Below are 15557 nucleotides of genomic sequence, written 5' to 3'. Positions count from 1 at the left end.
CGACTCCTGCTGATAGCAGGCTGAAACGGCCTCCATACAATCAGCTAGCACCCTCTGTGCTGCCGCTTCATGCGCGTTCTTGCCATCAGCCCCGGAAGCCTGCAGCAGCAGCTGGAGCGACTTCCTGCCCTCGCAGCCGTCGCCGAACAGCTCGAAGCCCAGATCCAGGTGGCCTGCGAGCCGGCCCATCGAGCGCTGTGGACCTTGCTTCCTGCTGTTGAAAAAGTGATTCCCTTCCCCTTTGCGGGAGATCCCAATCTCGCTGAATGGGCCAATCTTCTTGGGCTTGTGCGCGAACCCGATTTCCAAGCCTGTCTGAATTTTGCGACCGGACGTCAGGTCAACCTGATGCTTTCGATGAGCCATATCCCCGTTCGTGTGGCAACTGAGGGGTTCTCCAGCACCGCCTTGGTGTCCACTGACCAAGGATGGAAACCCCAGAGATTCGCATCGTTTCTCAAACCCCTGGGCCTGTCCCTGAAAGCGGACGATTTTCGCCTCAGCCTGCCGGCCGAAGCCATGGAGGCCGCCCGTCAGCGACAACCACCCGGAGAGGGACCGCTCCTGCTGTTGGCACCGGATGACTCCGCCAATGACTGGCCCGAAGAGCGTTGGCAGTCTTTGCCCGAGAAAATTCGTGAGCGCTTGCCACAGCTGCGCTGCGAGGTTCTCACCCCCCAAGCACCGTTCGCTCAACGTGCGGCAGCTGTGGCCTGCGCCGATGTTGTTCTGAGCAGCTGCGCGATCACCCAACTGCTATCGGCATACTGCGGCGTTGCCCTGGTGGCGATGGGATCCTCGACCGATGCCCTGCCCTCAAGGGACGTCATCCGGGTCCTACCTGGCGATCGACGGGGCCTGAGCACCGAGGAGGTGATGAAAGCCCTCGGTTTCTAATGAACAAACCGCGACGCCAACAAGTCTCGCGCCGATTGAAAACTGGCCAGCGTCGCCGCCAACTACAGCTCCTGGCCCGCCCATGGCTGCTGCCGGTATTGGCGCTCACGGCCGTGATTCTCAGTGGCGCTATCGGTTACCGCATCACCGAAGGCTGGGACTGGGGTGATTGCCTGTGGATGGTACTGATCACCATCAGCACCATCGGCTACGGCGAGGTGGAGCCACTGTCCCAGGCAGGACGTCTGGTCACCGTGCTGATCATCGCCGGCGGACTGTTGGTGGTCCAGCTCACGATCCAACGGGTGCTGGGACTGTCACAATCCGGCTACTTCCGCCAAGTGCGGGATATTCGATTCCGTCGGATGCTGCGGCGCATGCACGACCACGTGATTCTCTGTGGATATGGCCGGATCGGTAAGGAGATCGGTGAGCAGCTGCTGCTTGAGAACGTTCCGGTTCTCGTGGTGGAAATGGATCCAAAACGACAGAGAGCCGCGCAGGAACGAGGACTACAGGTGCTTCAAGCCGATGCAACCCTTGATGAAACGCTCCTGGAGGCAGGGCTTGACCGCTGCCGAAGCCTGGTGACGGCACTACCCAGCAATGCCGCCAATCTTTATGTGATTCTCAGCGCGAGAGGCCTGCGGAACAACTGCCGGCTGATCGCCAGAGCCGACAGTGATGAGGCCGCCTCCAAACTGGAACTCGCCGGAGCCTCCGTGGTGGTGAGTCCCTACGTCGCCGGAGGCCGGGTCATGGCAGCCACGGCCCTGCGGCCCATCGGCGTTGACTTCATGGATCTACTGGCAGGCTCTGACTGCGAAATCGAGGAGTTCCGATTGAGCCAGGATCCTCTCGTGATGAACCAGCTTTGCAATCGGAGCCTCGCGGAACTGGCGCTCGATCGTCGCAGTGGGGCCATGCTGCTTGCCATCCGCGAGAACAGCACACTGATCGCCAATCCCAGCAGCAGCATGACCCTGGCACCGGGACAGATGCTTGTGGTGATGGGCAGCCAAGATCAACTGACTGCGTTCAGGACGATCCTGGGAGACGCCATCGACACCGTGGAAACCATGAGCGGAGTCACTCCTAAGGATTGACCGATCTCTGAATTCAGCGTGGCTGGGGCTGATGCTTACGATCGTTCGGCTGCAGAGATCGGATGAACCCAACCCGGACCCTCGATGGTCAAACCGCCCTTGTGACCGGTGCCAGCCGGGGAATCGGGCGTGCCGTGGCTCTGGCCCTGGCTGAATGCGGCGCGGAAGTGGTGGTGAATTACGCCAGCTCCCCGGATGCGGCCGAAGCCGTGGTGAAGGAGATCGAAAGCATGGGGCAAAAGGGCTATGCCCTTCAGGCCGACGTGGGCGATGAAGACGCCGTGGACGCACTGATCAAAACGGTGCTTGAGCGCAGCGGTCGCATCGATGTACTAGTCAATAACGCGGGCATCACGCGCGATGGGCTGCTGATGCGGATGAAATCCACCGACTGGAACGCGGTGATCAATCTCAATCTCACCGGGGTGTTTCTCTGCACCCGCGCTGTGACCCGGCCGATGCTCAAGCAAAAAAGCGGTCGGATCATCAACATCACCTCAGTCGTTGGACTGATGGGCAATGCAGGGCAGGCTAATTACGCCGCTGCCAAGGCCGGTGTCGTGGGCCTGACCCGCAGTGCTGCGAAGGAAATGGCAAGCCGAGGTATCACGGTGAATGCCGTAGCCCCGGGATTCATCGCCACCGACATGACCAAGGACCTTGACAGCGAGGGCATTCTCACGGCTATCCCGCTTGGGACGTTCGGGACCCCGGAGCAGGTGGCAGGGGCGGTGCGCTTCCTTGCCGCAGATTCGGCCGCGGCTTACATCACCGGGCAGGTTCTTCAGGTGGATGGCGGCATGGTGATGGGTTGAGCTCAATCCCTCGGTTCGATCACAGATTTCAAGGGGTTGTTCCCGGTTCAATGGGCTGCACCAGCTCATCTCTGAGCCTGCGAATTTTCTGCAGCAGCTTGTACCGCCGTCTTCGCTCTGTCGCTGTGAGAAAGATCCGCAGTGGCACGTAGACCAGCGCCATGATCCCGGCCAGACCGGTCATCAGAACGAAGAACAGCGCGCCTGAATCGTTCATGGTTCAACGCTACCGAGCAGTCTTCGTTCTGGTGGGCCTGAGCAGAGAAAGATTCGGCTTTCCCCACTTCAGGAACCGCCCGAGGCGCCCTGCCGCTGTGGGACATTGACCAACGGGTAAGTGTCACTCATGGCCAAACTTCTCAGTTTTTCGGATGAATCTCGCGCCGCACTGGAGCGAGGCATGAATGCTCTCGCCGATGCCGTGCGCGTCACGATCGGCCCCCGTGGACGCAACGTAGTGCTGGAGAAAAGCTTCGGAGCTCCCGATATCGTCAATGACGGCGACACGATCGCCAAGGAAATTGAACTCGAAGACCCTTTTGAAAACATCGGTGCCAAACTGATTCAACAGGTGGCGTCGAAGACGAAGGACAAAGCCGGTGATGGCACGACGACTGCGACCGTTTTGGCGCAGGCCATGGTGGAGGAAGGTCTACGCAACACCGCAGCCGGTGCCAGCCCGATCGAGCTCCGTCGTGGCATGGAGAAAGCTGTCGCTCTGATCGTTGACGGTCTCGCCGAGCGCAGCCAGTCCGTCAGTGGAGATGCCATCCGGCAGGTGGCCACAGTGAGTGCCGGAGGCGATGAAGAAGTTGGCCACATGGTGGCTGAAGCCATGGACAAGGTCACCGTCGATGGGGTGATCACCGTCGAGGAATCAAAGTCGTTGGCCACGGAGCTGGAGGTCACCGAAGGAATGGCCTTCGATCGGGGTTACAGCTCGCCTTATTTCGTCACCGATGGTGATCGTCAGATCTGTGAGTTCGAAAATGCCCTGCTATTGCTGACCGATCGCAAGATCAGTGCCGTGGCTGATCTCGTGCCGATTCTTGAGACGGTTCAAAAAACCGGATCTCCCCTGGTGATCCTGGCCGAGGAAGTCGATGGAGAGGCCTTGGCAACCCTGGTCGTGAACAAAAACCGCGGCGTGCTGCAGGTGGCCGCTGTGCGTGCACCTTCCTTCGGCGAGCGCCGCAAAGCGGCCCTTGCCGACATCGCCATCCTCACCGGTGGAACCGTGATCAGCGAAGACCGAGCCATGACGCTCGACAAGGTGACCCTGGAGGATCTTGGCCGCGTCCGCCGCATCACCATCAGCAAGGAAGAAACCACCATCGTCGCCAGCGAAGACAGCCGTGATGCCGTCGCTGAGCGCGTGGCATCCATCCGCAGGGAATTGGACAACACCGACTCCGAGTACGACCGCGAGAAGCTCAACGAGCGAATCGCCAAACTCGCCGGCGGTGTGGCCGTGATCAAGGTCGGAGCTCCGACGGAAACCGAGCTCAAGAACCGCAAACTGCGGATCGAAGATGCCCTGAATGCCACCAGAGCCGCCGTTGAAGAAGGCATCGTGGCCGGCGGTGGCAGCACATTGATCCAACTAGCCGGATCCTTGAACGGGCTGGCTGAGCAACTGCACGGTGATCAGCGCACCGGGGTCGAGATTGTGCGTCGTGCTCTGAGTGCACCTCTGCGGCAGATCGCGATCAATGCAGGGGCCAATGGCGATGTGGTTGTCGAGCAGGTGCAGCGCACCGGCCAGGGCTTCAATGCACTCTCTGGTGCTTATGAAAACCTCCTGGAAGCTGGCATCCTTGACGCCGCCAAAGTGGTGAGACTGGGCCTGCAGGATGCGGTTTCCATCGCGTCGCTGCTGATTACGACCGAAGTGGTGGTGGCCGATAAGCCCGAACCTCCTGCAGCTCCTGCACCTGCTGGCGACCCCATGGGCGGTATGGGAGGAATGGGCGGAATGGGCGGCATGGGCGGCATGGGCATGCCCGGAATGATGTGATTGCACTCACGCCCGTCTGATGCGCATGATCCGATGATCAGAACGCACGAATCAGGCGGGCGTGAATACGGCACACCGCCAACGCCTCTCGAGGTGGCTTGCTGCAAAGCTGCCCCAACTCCCGGTTGAGAGCTTGAAGCTCTCCCATCGGCAGACTTGCCATCGGCAGCCCGAACACAAATCCAGTCATCAAAACTGGAAGGACAACCAGGCGAGCCACGACCGAGTCTCACAGGACTCAATCAGTTTGCCTGGTGATGTGTCGGTGATAAGACGCCACCTGAAGATCCACACCCGTAATCGCGGTGCCCACAACCACTGCATCAGCCCCCTCGGCGATGGCTTCGCTAGCGGTCTGCGGAGACGCGATACCTCCCTCACAGATCAACATTGTTTCCGCTGAAAGCTGAGCGCGTAACGGCTTCAAAAGATGCAAGCCGGGCGGTCTCGACTCTTTGGTCTGTTCGGTGTAGCCAAACAGGGTGGTGCCAATCCAGTCGCATCCCAAGGCCGCGGCTCTCAAGCCGTTTTCCACGCTGTCGACATCGGCCATCAACGGCGCTCCGAGATCATCCTTGGCCCGTTTCACCAGGCTCTCTAAGTCCTCACCATTGGGCCTAGACCGATCAGTTGCATCGAGCGCCACCACATCAGCACCAGCCCCCCAGACAGCTTTCACTTCGTGCCAGCGCGGCGTGATGTAAACCGAGCTATCTGCCCAAGAACGCTTCCAAAGTCCAATAATCAGAGCGTTCGGACAACGTTCGCGTACTGCACCGATGTGCTCAGGACTCTCCAACCTGACGCCGATGGCACCGTTTCGCAATGAGGCTTCGGCCATGGCGGCGATGACATCGGGATGACGCATCGGTGAGCCCTCAGGCGCCTGAACGGACACGATCAGTCCATGGTTGAGTTGCTGCCGATTGAACCCAGCGCCGCCAGACGAAGTCATCAGGATGCTTTGTGGGATTCAGGGAGGGGGAGCGGCTTGAGCCAGCGGCGCAGTCGGTGAGGGCCAGCGATGGGAACAGGAACAACAGAAGCAGGCACTGAATGCTCCTGCTCCTTCAGCTCTAACGGCTCCTGCTCCTTCAGCTCTAACGGCTCCTGCTCCTTCAGCTCTAACGGCTCCTGCTCCTTCAGCTCTAACGGCTCCTGCTCCTTCAGCTCTAACGGCTCCTGCTCCTTCAGCTCTAACGGCTCCTGCTCCTTCAGCTCTAACGGCTCCTGCTCCTTCAGCTCTAACGGCTCCTGCTCCTTCAGCTCTAACGGCTCCTGCTCCTTCAGCTCTAACGGCTCCTGCTCCTTCAGCTCTAACGGCTCCTGCTCCTTCAGCTCTAACGGCTCCTGCTCCTTCAGCTCTAACGGCTCCTGCTCCTTCAGCTCCGCGCCTGCCTGTCCTAGACCCAGGATGCGGTCCACCTCATCTTGAGACACCTCTATAGGAGGTAGCTCTGGATTGTCCTGAGGGACCTCCGACTGAATCATGGTCTGAGCAGCACCAGGCAAAGAGGCCACTCCGTAACGGTGAACCCATTGAAGTTCCAGACGCTGTAATCGCCGAATATCACCCTCCTGCCGCGATTGCTCGATCTGACGCTGCAAGGAGATCTGGCGAGGGTCCTGATGCTGGTAAGGAGAGAAAGTCACGGGATCAGGCGAGCTTGCGATTGAGCAGGGGGCGAATGAGAAGAAACAGGCCGGCTGTCAGCAGAGAAAGCACAAGCAGACAGGTGGTGCCGGTCACATCCCCGTAGGGAGCTTCCAGAAGAACGGAAGAAAGATCCAACGGACCGGCATAGGCGGCACGAATGGGTTCTATCGCGAAGGTAAGGGGATTCAGCGCTGCTAGCCAGCCCAACCAGGGAGGCATGTAACTAAGGGGAGCCAAGGCGGTACTGGCGAACAAGAGAGGCAAGTTCGCTACGAAGATCACGGCGATCAGCTCGATATGACCGGGAAGCGCGAAGGCGAGCCCCAGGCTCAAGGCGGTCACAGCAAACACCAGCAGCAGAAGCGTGACCATCACGAGAACAAGACCTGCCGCTCCTGGCCAGCCGTATCCGAGAAGTGAGGCCGTGATCATGATTGCCAGACTCTGCACAAGGCTCAAGGTGGTGATGTAGATCACAGAGGCGAGCACAATCGAACTACGACTGCGCAATGGAGCCACAAGCAGGCGATTGAGGAAACCGAATTCCCGATCAAACATCACCGGTAAGCCGGCATTGAGAGCTCCGCTGAACGCTGTGAACACAATCACCCCAGCACCCAGGAACCGCCCGTAACTCACACCGCCGGGCAGAAGGCCTTCCGGAGCTCTGGAAAACAAAGCGCCGAACAGAACCAGCCAGATCAAAGGCTGAAGGATCCCCGCCACCAGGGTGGACGGTCGCCGCTGAAGTTGGACGAACAGCCTGCGGGTGAGAGCGCCTGTCTCCTGGGCAAGCTCAGACATGGCGGAGCGTTGGTACTGCCGTGGGGTGGAGAGATCGAAAGCAGGGTTGGTCATGAATCAGAACAACGAAAAAAAGCAACCGTGTTGAAGCTTCAACGCATCGACTGTCGACGCTCCTGCTTGGGATCACGCTGACCGACCACCGCAAGTTCGGCATCCATCAGGGTGCGGCCCGTCGCCTGCAGGTAGACATCATCCAGGCTTGGTCGACTCTGGGCCAGGGAGAACACGGGAAGATCGCTTTCACCCAGGCGCTGCTTGAGGCGGGGGAGGACATGGTCTCCATCCACAACAAGGTTCAAGGAATGTCCTTGAGCCCTGTTGATCACGATCCTGCGCACGCCTTCAACGGCATCCAGAAGCTCACGGACCTTTTCCGCCTCGGTTTGATTACTGAATTCACGCACACGCAGCGTGACGCGATCGCCTCCAAGGGCACATTTCAGCTCTTCGGGGGACCCCTCAGCAATCACCCGACCAGCGTCGATGATCGCCATGCGTTCGGCCAGGGCCTCAACCTCCTCGAGGTAATGACTGCTGAGCAGGATGGTTGTGCCTTGGTCCCTGAGGTCCTGAAGCACATCCCAGATCACGGCGCGACTCTCGAGATCAAGGCCAACGGTGGGCTCATCAAGCACCAAAAGGCGTGGAGAATGCAATAAACCAGCAGCAAGATCCAACCGGCGCCGCATTCCACCGGAATAGGTTCCGCAGCGCCGGTCAATCCAATCCCCCATCGAAAGACGCTGAATCAGATCATCGATGCGCTGATTCCTGTCCATTCTGGGCAGGTGATAAAGATCGCCCTGCAAAGCCAGAAGTTCACGACCTGTGAGGATTTTGTCGATCGCCACCTCTTGGGCCACGTACCCAAGGATCTGTCGTACTTGACGGGGGTTCTGCAACGCATCGACTCCGGCCACAATCACCCGACCGTGATCGGGTGACAGCAGCGTGGCGAGGATGCGCAATGTCGTGGTTTTACCAGCCCCATTGGGACCGAGAAATCCGTAGAGGCAGCCTTCAGGAACAGCGAGAGTGAGATCCGTCAGAGCCGGAACCATCCCGTAGGACTTCACCAGATGATCCAGCTCAATCAGTGACATCCCGTCCTAGGAAACACGTGGGGCAAAATCTAGGCACTAATGCCGGGGAAGCCGCTCGGGAAGGAGGCAATCCAGCTTCTTAGCTGTAGGTCAAATAATGCAGCACCTGATTGACGGCTGAAGATCAGGAGCAGACAGATCCCGAAGAGATAGAGAATCGACCAGCGGAACAGGCCCTTGGCGCGCTCGGTGCTGTCGGGCTCATCAGCGAGCCGTTCAACCATTTGCAACAGCCTTCCATTGAAAGGAAGCAGAAGCAGGCCGTACAACAAGCCCCCTTCAGGGAGAGCCCAAACTCCCAAAAAGCTGATGATCACCGTTGCCCACCCATAACGACGAATTGCCCGCGCCGTCACAAGCGGCCCTTTCACCACCGGCAACATGGGGATGCCTACGGCGCGGTAGTCATCGCGCAGCAATAAGGCGAGAGCCCAGAAATGGGCAGGAGTCCACACCATCACCAAGGCGAACAACCACCAACCACCGAGGCCGACATGTCCGGTAGCTGCAGCGGCTCCGACCAACGGTGGAATCGCCCCAGCCACCCCTCCGATCACAATGTTTTGAGGTGTCCGAGGCTTGAGGAGAGCCGTGTAGAGCAGCACATAGCTGCATAGCCCCAGTAGCGAAAGTCCCGCAGCAAGGCAGTTCACACCGCTCACCAGCAGGGTTGCAGCGGCTAGTGCGCAGGAGACCGCGCCTGCGAATGCCGCTGAGGGAGACAGGCGACCCGATGGCAGGGCTCGTCCACTGGTGCGCTGCATTCGGCCGTCGAGCTCTTGCTCCCAAAGACAGTTGAGAACACCGGCAGCTGCAGCAGCGAGGGCACCTCCACCCAGGGTGCAGACAAGCCGAGGCGACGACAGCGGCCAACCTTCCGTGAGCGCCATTCCCCCAAGGGTGGTGGCCAGCAGAAGAGGAATCAGGCGTGGCTTGGCCACCTCCAACCAGGGAGGAAGCTTGATACGTTTTCTCGAGGGAACAACCTGCTCCCGAGTGAGCGGGACTGCTGTGGCGGATGAACTAGCCATGACAAGTCTCCAGAATTGATGAGTCGAGAACGACAGGACGGTGTGCCGATGACGCCGGAGGACGACGGCAGGTGAGGGCGGAAAGCACGGCCACCAAAAGACAGGCCACGAGCTGATGTCCCACAGTCAATGCCGGCTGGGCCAAGCCCATGCGCAACGTCGACACCCCGAGAGCGACCTGGGCTGCCACCAGAGAAAGCGCCATGAGCAACAGCGGCCACTGCTGCCGGGCCCAGCCACCGGCGAGCAGGGCCACGACAACAAACAGAGCGACGGTCGTTGCCACAGGAGTTGCAAAGGATCGATGCCAGTGCAGCCATTGGCAGGACTGACCAGCCTCAAGACAGCGCTGCGCTGCCCAGGACGTTGCCATCCGCCCCCCGAGAAGACTCTGAGCGGTGACAGCAAACACGCTCATCCCCCCGAGCCAGGGCCACCAACGCGGGGCAGAAGCAGCTTCGGAGTCGTTCAATAAAACTTGGGTTAGGCCGCTCACAGAGATCACAAGGGTCAACGCGAGTGCCAGATGGGCCGTCACGACGGCCGACGGCAAGAGCTGAAGCACGGTGAGAGCCCCCAGGCCTCCCTGCAGAGCAACCATCAGCACGAGGAGACCGCTGAAGGGAAGAAGCCAGGCCGGCAGATTGCGTCGATGCCACCCAACAACAGCGAGCTGCACAAGCAGAGCGACGCCCACCACAAACGCATCGAGCCGGTGAAACCATTCCAGAAAAACCTGCAGATTCATCTGCCGACCTGGAAGAAACGTCCCGTAGCAGAGAGGCCAGTCAGGACAGGCCAAACCGGCCTCCATCACACGGGTGGCACCACCGATGACGACCAGGGCCACGAGGGCCACCACCAAATGCGCTGCAAGCTGAGCGAGACGGAGTCGGATCGAACCCATGGACGATGCAGTCAACGCCGGCTCCGCGGAAAACCTGGGATATCCAAAACGTAGCGATTTGAATCAGAACGACACGCTCTTTGCAGGAGTACAACATCAAGTCTTCTGATTAATGCGATTTCGCTGACAGGAGAGGGATCAAGCAAGTCAAAACGAAGGAATTTCAGGCGTTTTTAACAATCACCCCGTGGTGAATGGCGCAGAGCTCCATAGTCTGAAGTTGACTGTGTTGAGGTCATAGTGCAGATCCCCTCTGCGATCGTCACTCTGGTACTGGGGATGCTCCTTGTCCTAGGGGGACTATGGATCGGCCAGAACATCAATCTTCTGCCCGTTGACGCCAGTACCAATGCACCCATCTATGACGAGCTATTCCGTGTTCTTTTCAGCATCGGAACAATCCTGTTTCTCGGCATTGTCGGTCTGATCATCTTCAGCCTTGTGCGTTTTCGCCGTCGTCCTGGCCAACTTGGAGATGGCTTGGCCCTCGAAGGGAATCTCCCATTGGAAGTGTTCTGGACTGCCGTTCCAGCAATCGTGGTGCTCTTCGTTGGTCTTTTTAGTTACGACATCTATGAACGAATGGGTGGAATGGCGCCTTTGAGTCATGGTGACCATGGGACATCGATGCAAACCGAACAACGCATCTGGGGAGGCATCGGATCATCAGAAATCTCTACAACGCCTGCTGCATCAGCGTTGCAACCATTGCCAGTTGAAGTCACAGCGATGCAATTTGCATTTCTATTCCATTACCCAGATGGCGACATCATGTCCGGAGAATTGCATGTGCAAGCAGGTCGCCCGGTAACTCTTCGCATGGAAGCAAAAGATGTCATTCATGCGTTCTGGGTACCCGAATTTCGTCTCAAACAGGATGTGATCCCAGGACAACCGACGCTGCTGGATTTCACTCCAACTCGACCGGGGCGCTACCCCATCGTCTGCGCCGAGCTCTGTGGTCCGTACCACGGAGGCATGCGCTCAACCGTTGTGGTCGAAAGCCCTGACGATTTCAACACCTGGCTTCAGGCGAACCGTAAACCCCCAGTGCAAGAGGCATGACACTCACTGTTCCCCAACAATCACCACCGACTCCACAGTCCCTGCAACCAACGGGCTGGTTGCGATACCTGAGCTTCAGTGTTGACCACAAGGTCATCGGACTGCAGTACATGGTCTGCGGATTTGCCTTCTATTTAATCGGTGGAGCTTTGGCAGGTGCGATCCGTACAGAACTGGTCAGCCCCATCTCGGATTTCATGCCCCGGGATGTGTATAACCAAGTGCTCACTTTGCATGGCACGGTGATGATCTTTCTTTGGATCGTGCCGGTGGTGAATGGTGCTTTCGGAAACTATCTGATTCCCTTCTATGTGGGCGCACGTGATATGGCGTTCCCCAGACTCAATGCTGTGGCTTTCTGGCTGATCCCTCCAGCAGGCCTGCTCCTGATCAGCAGTTACTTCATCACAGGGGCGGCTCAGTCCGGGTGGACGGCTTACCCACCACTCAGCCTCACGACACCAGCGAGTGGCCAGATCATCTGGATCCTGAGTGTGTTGTTACTCGGAGGGAGTTCCATTTTTGGAGGCATCAATTTCATTGCCACGATTCTGAAGCTACGCCGGCCAGGATTGAAATTGATGCAATTACCGATGTATTGCTGGGCCATGCTTGGGACCAGCATTTTGGTCGTGCTGTCCACACCTGTGCTGGCTGGAACGTTGATCATGCTCAGTTTCGACATCGTGGCTCACACCGGATTTTTTAATCCAGGATTGGGCGGCAATGTTGTGGTGTATCAACACTTGTTCTGGTTTTATTCCCATCCAGCGGTCTACATCATGGTGCTTCCAGCCTTTGGCCTGGTGAGTGAAATTCTCCCAATCCATTGCCGAAAACCCCTGTTCGGCTACACCACCATGGTGTATTCGATCATGGCAATTGTGGGGTTGGGTTTAGTAGTTTGGGCCCACCACATGTTCACCAGCGGAACACCTCCCTGGATGCGTCTGTTTTTCACGATTGCCACGGCCTTCATCGCCGTTCCCACAGGAATTAAATTCTTCAATTGGCTTGCCACCCTCTGGGGAGGAAAGATCAGCCTCAACAGCGCCGTGCTGTTTTCCTGCGGCTTCATCGTCAATTTCGTCCTCGGCGGCATCACCGGCGTGGCACTGGCCCAAGTGCCTTTCGATGTGCATGTCCATGACACCTACTTTGTTGTTGCTCATTTCCACTACATCGTCTACGGAGGCTCGGTGTTTGTGATTTTCGCGTCGATCTACCACTGGTACCCGAAGGTGACAGGGCGGCTGATGAATGAACATCTCGGGCGGTTTCACTTCCTGATCACATTTGTTGGGTTCAACCTTTGCTTCGCTCCGCAACACTGGCTCGGACTGAACGGCATGCCCCGCCGGGTCGCGGAATACGACCCTCAGTTCCAGCTGATCAACCAATTCAGCAGTGTGGGTGCCTTGTTGATGGCCATCAGCACACTCCCCTTTCTCTGGAACGTGATCGCCAGCGCCAGCCAGGGTGCCATTGCTGGCGACAACCCCTGGAATGCCCTCACACCCGAATGGCTCACCACCTCTCCGCCACCGGTGGAGAACTGGAAAGGAGAGCCGCCGCTGGTCGCCAATCCCTACGCCTACGGCACTCCTGAGGATGAAATCGACCTTCGTTCCGTGAGTGGGAGTGATCTCTGGAGGAATGGACAATGACGTCTTTGACACCACAAGACCAGATCAAAGAACAGATCGAACATCACGAGGAGGAGCATCCCGACCATCGCATGTTCGGACTCGCCACATTCCTAGTGGCCGATGCCATGACGTTCGCCGGCTTCTTCGCCGCATACCTCACGTTCAAGGCCGTCAACCCCCTGATGCCTGGAGCCGTGTATGAACTCGAACTGCCCCTGCCCATCTTGAATACCATCCTGCTCCTCGTGAGCAGTGCCACGTTTCATCGCGCAGGAGTGAATCTTCGCAAAGGTCTCAACGAACGTTGCCGTTACTGGTTACTTGGTACAGCAGGGCTTGCTCTCGCTTTTCTCGTCAGTCAGATGGTGGAGTACTTCACGCTGCCCTTCGGACTTGCTGACAATCTCTACGCCAGCACGTTTTACGCCCTGACTGGATTCCACGGCCTGCATGTGACCCTGGGAGCACTGATGATCCTGATTGTCTGGTGGCAGTGCCGGACTCCTTCAGGGAGAGTGAGCGCCACCAATCACTTTCCCCTGGAAGCCGCTGAGCTCTACTGGCATTTCGTCGATGGCATCTGGGTGGTTCTGTTCGTCATTCTCTATCTCATCTGACGCAGCTTCACCGGTTCAGCTTGCATTGGTTTCTGCCCAATTCCTTGCCCACAGGGCCATCTGAAGTCAGAATTGATATGTCTCTCTTAATTGAGATGTTGGTAGGGGACGAATTGCTCTCTAAGGCCCGCGCTCTTAGCAACCGGCCTGAAGATGAAATTGCTCGGGGATGCGGTTACGTCGGCCCCAGTGGGCGCGTGCTGCGCAAAAGCTTCTATCGCGCTCTGGTTGAAGCCAAGGGTTACAAACTTCCCTCCAGCTCACCCAGCACCGGCGGGACACGTGGCCGGCAAGCTGACTTCCGAACGCGGGTTCATGGCAATGGAAACCTGCTCATTGGGCATGCATACACACGCCGATTAGGACTCACCCCAGGGCAGGAATTCAAAATCGAACTCAACTCCGATTCCGGCACCATCGTTCTGAATCCAATGCACGACTCAGAATGTTCTCTCGACGACATTGAGAGTTGAATCAAACCGACAGATTCAGTGATCTGCCGGTTCCTTGCGATTGAAGGGCGATCGACCTTCGATCAGGTCGCAGCAGGAGGATTTTGATCGTCGTGCATTGAGCTGCTGAACACAATCAGCTCAAGTCCGCTGAAGAGGAAGCTGATTCCCACCAATGTTCCGAGGACCCAGAGCAATCCCCAGAACTTCAAGGTCACGATCAGCATTCCAAGGATGAAAGTGATCACACCATTGGCGATAGCCCAGCCGGCTCCAGAACGGTTGGCATGGGCCAACCCGCTGAAGAAGGCCACGACGCCCTCCACCAAAAAGACGATGCCGATCGCCAGAGCGAAGGCAGCAACCTGCTGAAGAGCATCAGCAGTATCACCAAAGTTGCTGATCATCGAAACGCCGGCCACGAGGAACAGGGTTGACACCACAAGACGCCAGAAACAGATCCAACGGCCCATGCGTCCGGAACGGGCCAGGTTGCTAATCCAACCCACCAAGCCACCGACCAGGAACAGAACGGCGATCACCACGGTGGTCCAAACCGAAGCGATGACAGGAAACACCAGGGCAAGGATGCCGAGAACAATCAGCAGGATTCCTTCGGCAATCGCAAAGGTCTTGAAGGTTCCAAGGGAACCGGAGCGGTCCTCAGAGCTCATGAAAGGTTCATCAGGAACAACTTTCGCAAGGTATTGAGCTCGCACGTTTCTCGCCAGGATTTGTGATCGAATCTCAGCCCCAGCCATGGGCTGAGAGCCAGTCAGCACTGAGCTCCCCAGAGGGCTCTCCTCTATCACCGGCAGCGAGAAGCCGTTCGGTGTAACGCGCCAACAGATCGATCTCAAGATTGACATCGTCTCCAACCTCAAGATCCCTGAGTGCGGTGACCGACCAGGTGTGGGGAATCACAGCAACCCAGAACCGTGTGCCTTGGTCGCTGCTCCCGGCCACGGTGAGGCTGATGCCGTTGACGGCAACGCTGGCCTTATCGCAGATGTAGCGGCCGAAATGGGAATTGTTCCAGCGCAATTCCACCGTCCAGGACTGGGGAAGCGCCTCAATCGAGACCACCTCGCCCGTTCCATCCACGTGACCACTCACGAGATGACCTCCGAGTCGGTCCGAGAGTCGCAGAGCGGGCTCGAGATTGACAGCCCCTCCCCTGGAGGCCTTGCGACCCAGTGAGGTCCTTTGCAAGGTCTCCTCGCTCACATCGGCCAGGAACCCATCACCCACCAGCGATGCCACAGTGAGACACACCCCATCGACGGCAACGCTGTCGCCGAGCTGAAGCGGAGCGAACGGGGCACAGCCCTCGACGAGCAGTCCCCGGCCCCGGCGTTCCACCCGTCCGACCGCTTGCACCAACCCCGTGAACATCGGTTCCATTCAGTGCCCTCATCCCTGGTCATAATCGAT

General features: G+C 58.2%; 18 protein-coding genes. 8 read left to right on the top strand and 10 right to left on the bottom strand.

Annotated features, from left to right (window positions below; translation table 11 throughout):
* Positions 1–69 precede the first annotated feature (69 nt).
* From WH7805_RS12590 to fabG, 3 genes are all read left to right on the top strand, one after another.
* The gene (locus WH7805_RS12590; RefSeq protein WP_006043515.1) at positions 70–897 is read left to right on the top strand and encodes a glycosyltransferase family 9 protein; all 828 of its coding nucleotides are present in this window, start codon (positions 70–72) and stop codon (positions 895–897) included.
* Positions 897–2003: a TrkA family potassium uptake protein gene (locus WH7805_RS12585; protein ID WP_006043514.1), complete on the top strand. Its 1107-nt coding sequence runs from the start codon at positions 897–899 to the stop codon at positions 2001–2003. Before WH7805_RS12590 ends, WH7805_RS12585 begins: the two co-directional genes overlap by 1 nt.
* Positions 2004–2065: 62 nt before the next feature.
* Complete coding sequence (gene fabG / locus WH7805_RS12580) at positions 2066–2818, top strand: 3-oxoacyl-[acyl-carrier-protein] reductase (protein WP_006043513.1); 753 nt, start codon at positions 2066–2068, stop codon at positions 2816–2818.
* A 28-nt stretch (positions 2819–2846) separates the two neighbouring features.
* Here fabG and WH7805_RS12575 read toward each other — a convergent pair whose 3' ends face one another.
* A complete protein-coding gene (locus tag WH7805_RS12575; RefSeq protein ID WP_006043512.1) occupies positions 2847–3035 on the bottom strand; it encodes a hypothetical protein in 189 nt (62 codons plus the stop codon).
* A 129-nt stretch (positions 3036–3164) separates the two neighbouring features.
* Here WH7805_RS12575 and groL point away from each other — a divergent pair, with 129 nt between their 5' ends.
* Positions 3165–4835 (top strand): chaperonin GroEL, encoded by a 1671-nt coding sequence (gene groL, locus WH7805_RS12570; RefSeq protein WP_006043511.1) that lies wholly within the window; start codon positions 3165–3167, stop codon positions 4833–4835.
* Between the two features lie 37 nt (positions 4836–4872).
* On the opposite strand, the gene WH7805_RS12565 is transcribed toward groL, so the two are convergent.
* From WH7805_RS12565 to WH7805_RS12535, 7 genes are read right to left on the bottom strand one after another with little or no spacing between them, the layout of a single operon-like run.
* The gene (locus WH7805_RS12565; RefSeq protein ID WP_198005757.1) at positions 4873–5025 is read right to left on the bottom strand and encodes a hypothetical protein; all 153 of its coding nucleotides are present in this window, start codon (positions 5023–5025) and stop codon (positions 4873–4875) included.
* 48 nt (positions 5026–5073) lie between these two features.
* Complete coding sequence (locus WH7805_RS12560) at positions 5074–5790, bottom strand: N-acetylmannosamine-6-phosphate 2-epimerase (RefSeq protein WP_006043509.1); 717 nt, start codon at positions 5788–5790, stop codon at positions 5074–5076.
* On the bottom strand, positions 5790–6488 hold the full coding sequence (locus tag WH7805_RS15035; protein WP_006043508.1) for a hypothetical protein: 699 nt from the start codon (positions 6486–6488) through the stop codon (positions 5790–5792). The genes WH7805_RS12560 and WH7805_RS15035 overlap by 1 nt, the downstream gene beginning before the upstream one ends.
* Positions 6489–6492: 4 nt before the next feature.
* Positions 6493–7350, bottom strand: coding sequence for an ABC transporter permease (locus WH7805_RS12550; protein ID WP_006043507.1), 858 nt, complete (start codon positions 7348–7350; stop codon positions 6493–6495).
* 38 nt (positions 7351–7388) lie between these two features.
* Positions 7389–8402, bottom strand: a complete 1014-nt coding sequence (locus WH7805_RS12545; RefSeq protein WP_006043506.1) for a daunorubicin resistance protein DrrA family ABC transporter ATP-binding protein — start codon at positions 8400–8402, stop codon at positions 7389–7391.
* A 29-nt stretch (positions 8403–8431) separates the two neighbouring features.
* A complete protein-coding gene (locus WH7805_RS12540) occupies positions 8432–9433 on the bottom strand; it encodes a heme o synthase (RefSeq protein ID WP_006043505.1) in 1002 nt (333 codons plus the stop codon).
* Positions 9426–10340 (bottom strand): heme A synthase, encoded by a 915-nt coding sequence (locus WH7805_RS12535; protein WP_006043504.1) that lies wholly within the window; start codon positions 10338–10340, stop codon positions 9426–9428. The genes WH7805_RS12540 and WH7805_RS12535 overlap by 8 nt, the downstream gene beginning before the upstream one ends.
* A gap of 240 nt (positions 10341–10580) precedes the next feature.
* On the opposite strand from WH7805_RS12535, the gene WH7805_RS12530 reads away from it, so the two are divergent.
* From WH7805_RS12530 to WH7805_RS12515, 4 genes are all read left to right on the top strand, one after another.
* Positions 10581–11405 carry a cytochrome c oxidase subunit II gene (locus WH7805_RS12530; RefSeq protein ID WP_006043503.1) on the top strand — a complete coding sequence of 275 codons (825 nt, stop codon included), beginning with the start codon at positions 10581–10583 and terminating at the stop codon, positions 11403–11405.
* Positions 11402–13072: a cytochrome c oxidase subunit I gene (ctaD, locus tag WH7805_RS12525; protein WP_006043502.1), complete on the top strand. Its 1671-nt coding sequence runs from the start codon at positions 11402–11404 to the stop codon at positions 13070–13072. The genes WH7805_RS12530 and ctaD overlap by 4 nt, the downstream gene beginning before the upstream one ends.
* Positions 13069–13671, top strand: a complete 603-nt coding sequence (locus WH7805_RS12520; protein ID WP_006043501.1) for a cytochrome c oxidase subunit 3 — start codon at positions 13069–13071, stop codon at positions 13669–13671. The genes ctaD and WH7805_RS12520 overlap by 4 nt, the downstream gene beginning before the upstream one ends.
* Positions 13672–13766: 95 nt before the next feature.
* Entirely contained in the window at positions 13767–14144 is a 378-nt protein-coding gene (locus tag WH7805_RS12515; protein WP_006043500.1) for an AbrB family transcriptional regulator, read from the top strand.
* A gap of 62 nt (positions 14145–14206) precedes the next feature.
* Here WH7805_RS12515 and WH7805_RS12510 read toward each other — a convergent pair whose 3' ends face one another.
* Together WH7805_RS12510 and WH7805_RS12505 are read right to left on the bottom strand one after the other, a co-directional pair.
* The gene (locus WH7805_RS12510) at positions 14207–14797 is read right to left on the bottom strand and encodes an HdeD family acid-resistance protein (protein ID WP_038005500.1); all 591 of its coding nucleotides are present in this window, start codon (positions 14795–14797) and stop codon (positions 14207–14209) included.
* 73 nt (positions 14798–14870) lie between these two features.
* Positions 14871–15518, bottom strand: coding sequence for a riboflavin synthase (locus WH7805_RS12505; protein WP_038005496.1), 648 nt, complete (start codon positions 15516–15518; stop codon positions 14871–14873).
* Positions 15519–15557: the final 39 nt, after the last annotated feature.

Origin of the sequence: Synechococcus sp. WH 7805 (assembly GCF_000153285.1) — a bacterium.
GTDB lineage: Bacteria > Cyanobacteriota > Cyanobacteriia > PCC-6307 > Cyanobiaceae > Synechococcus_C.
Note: the sequence above shows the minus strand (reverse complement) of the source record. Positions and strands in the feature narration are given on the sequence as shown.

Excerpts from the sequence above, each read along its gene's own strand:
- WH7805_RS12545 (WP_006043506.1), bottom strand. The coding sequence starts at position 8,402 with ATGTCACTGATTGAGCTGGATCATCTGGTGAAGTCCTACGGGATGGTT.
- WH7805_RS12575 (WP_006043512.1), bottom strand. The coding sequence starts at position 3,035 with ATGAACGATTCAGGCGCGCTGTTCTTCGTTCTGATGACCGGTCTGGCC.
- WH7805_RS12510 (WP_038005500.1), bottom strand. The coding sequence starts at position 14,797 with ATGAGCTCTGAGGACCGCTCCGGTTCCCTTGGAACCTTCAAGACCTTT.
- WH7805_RS12565 (WP_198005757.1), bottom strand. The coding sequence starts at position 5,025 with ATGACTGGATTTGTGTTCGGGCTGCCGATGGCAAGTCTGCCGATGGGA.
- WH7805_RS12505 (WP_038005496.1), bottom strand. The coding sequence starts at position 15,518 with ATGTTCACGGGGTTGGTGCAAGCGGTCGGACGGGTGGAACGCCGGGGC.
- WH7805_RS12550 (WP_006043507.1), bottom strand. The coding sequence starts at position 7,350 with ATGACCAACCCTGCTTTCGATCTCTCCACCCCACGGCAGTACCAACGC.
- ctaD (WP_006043502.1), top strand. The coding sequence starts at position 11,402 with ATGACACTCACTGTTCCCCAACAATCACCACCGACTCCACAGTCCCTG.
- WH7805_RS12560 (WP_006043509.1), bottom strand. The coding sequence starts at position 5,790 with ATGACTTCGTCTGGCGGCGCTGGGTTCAATCGGCAGCAACTCAACCAT.
- WH7805_RS12585 (WP_006043514.1), top strand. The coding sequence starts at position 897 with ATGAACAAACCGCGACGCCAACAAGTCTCGCGCCGATTGAAAACTGGC.
- WH7805_RS12515 (WP_006043500.1), top strand. The coding sequence starts at position 13,767 with ATGTTGGTAGGGGACGAATTGCTCTCTAAGGCCCGCGCTCTTAGCAAC.
- fabG (WP_006043513.1), top strand. The coding sequence starts at position 2,066 with ATGAACCCAACCCGGACCCTCGATGGTCAAACCGCCCTTGTGACCGGT.
- WH7805_RS12540 (WP_006043505.1), bottom strand. The coding sequence starts at position 9,433 with ATGGCTAGTTCATCCGCCACAGCAGTCCCGCTCACTCGGGAGCAGGTT.
- WH7805_RS12535 (WP_006043504.1), bottom strand. The coding sequence starts at position 10,340 with ATGGGTTCGATCCGACTCCGTCTCGCTCAGCTTGCAGCGCATTTGGTG.
- WH7805_RS12520 (WP_006043501.1), top strand. The coding sequence starts at position 13,069 with ATGACGTCTTTGACACCACAAGACCAGATCAAAGAACAGATCGAACAT.
- groL (WP_006043511.1), top strand. The coding sequence starts at position 3,165 with ATGGCCAAACTTCTCAGTTTTTCGGATGAATCTCGCGCCGCACTGGAG.
- WH7805_RS12590 (WP_006043515.1), top strand. The coding sequence starts at position 70 with ATGCGCGTTCTTGCCATCAGCCCCGGAAGCCTGCAGCAGCAGCTGGAG.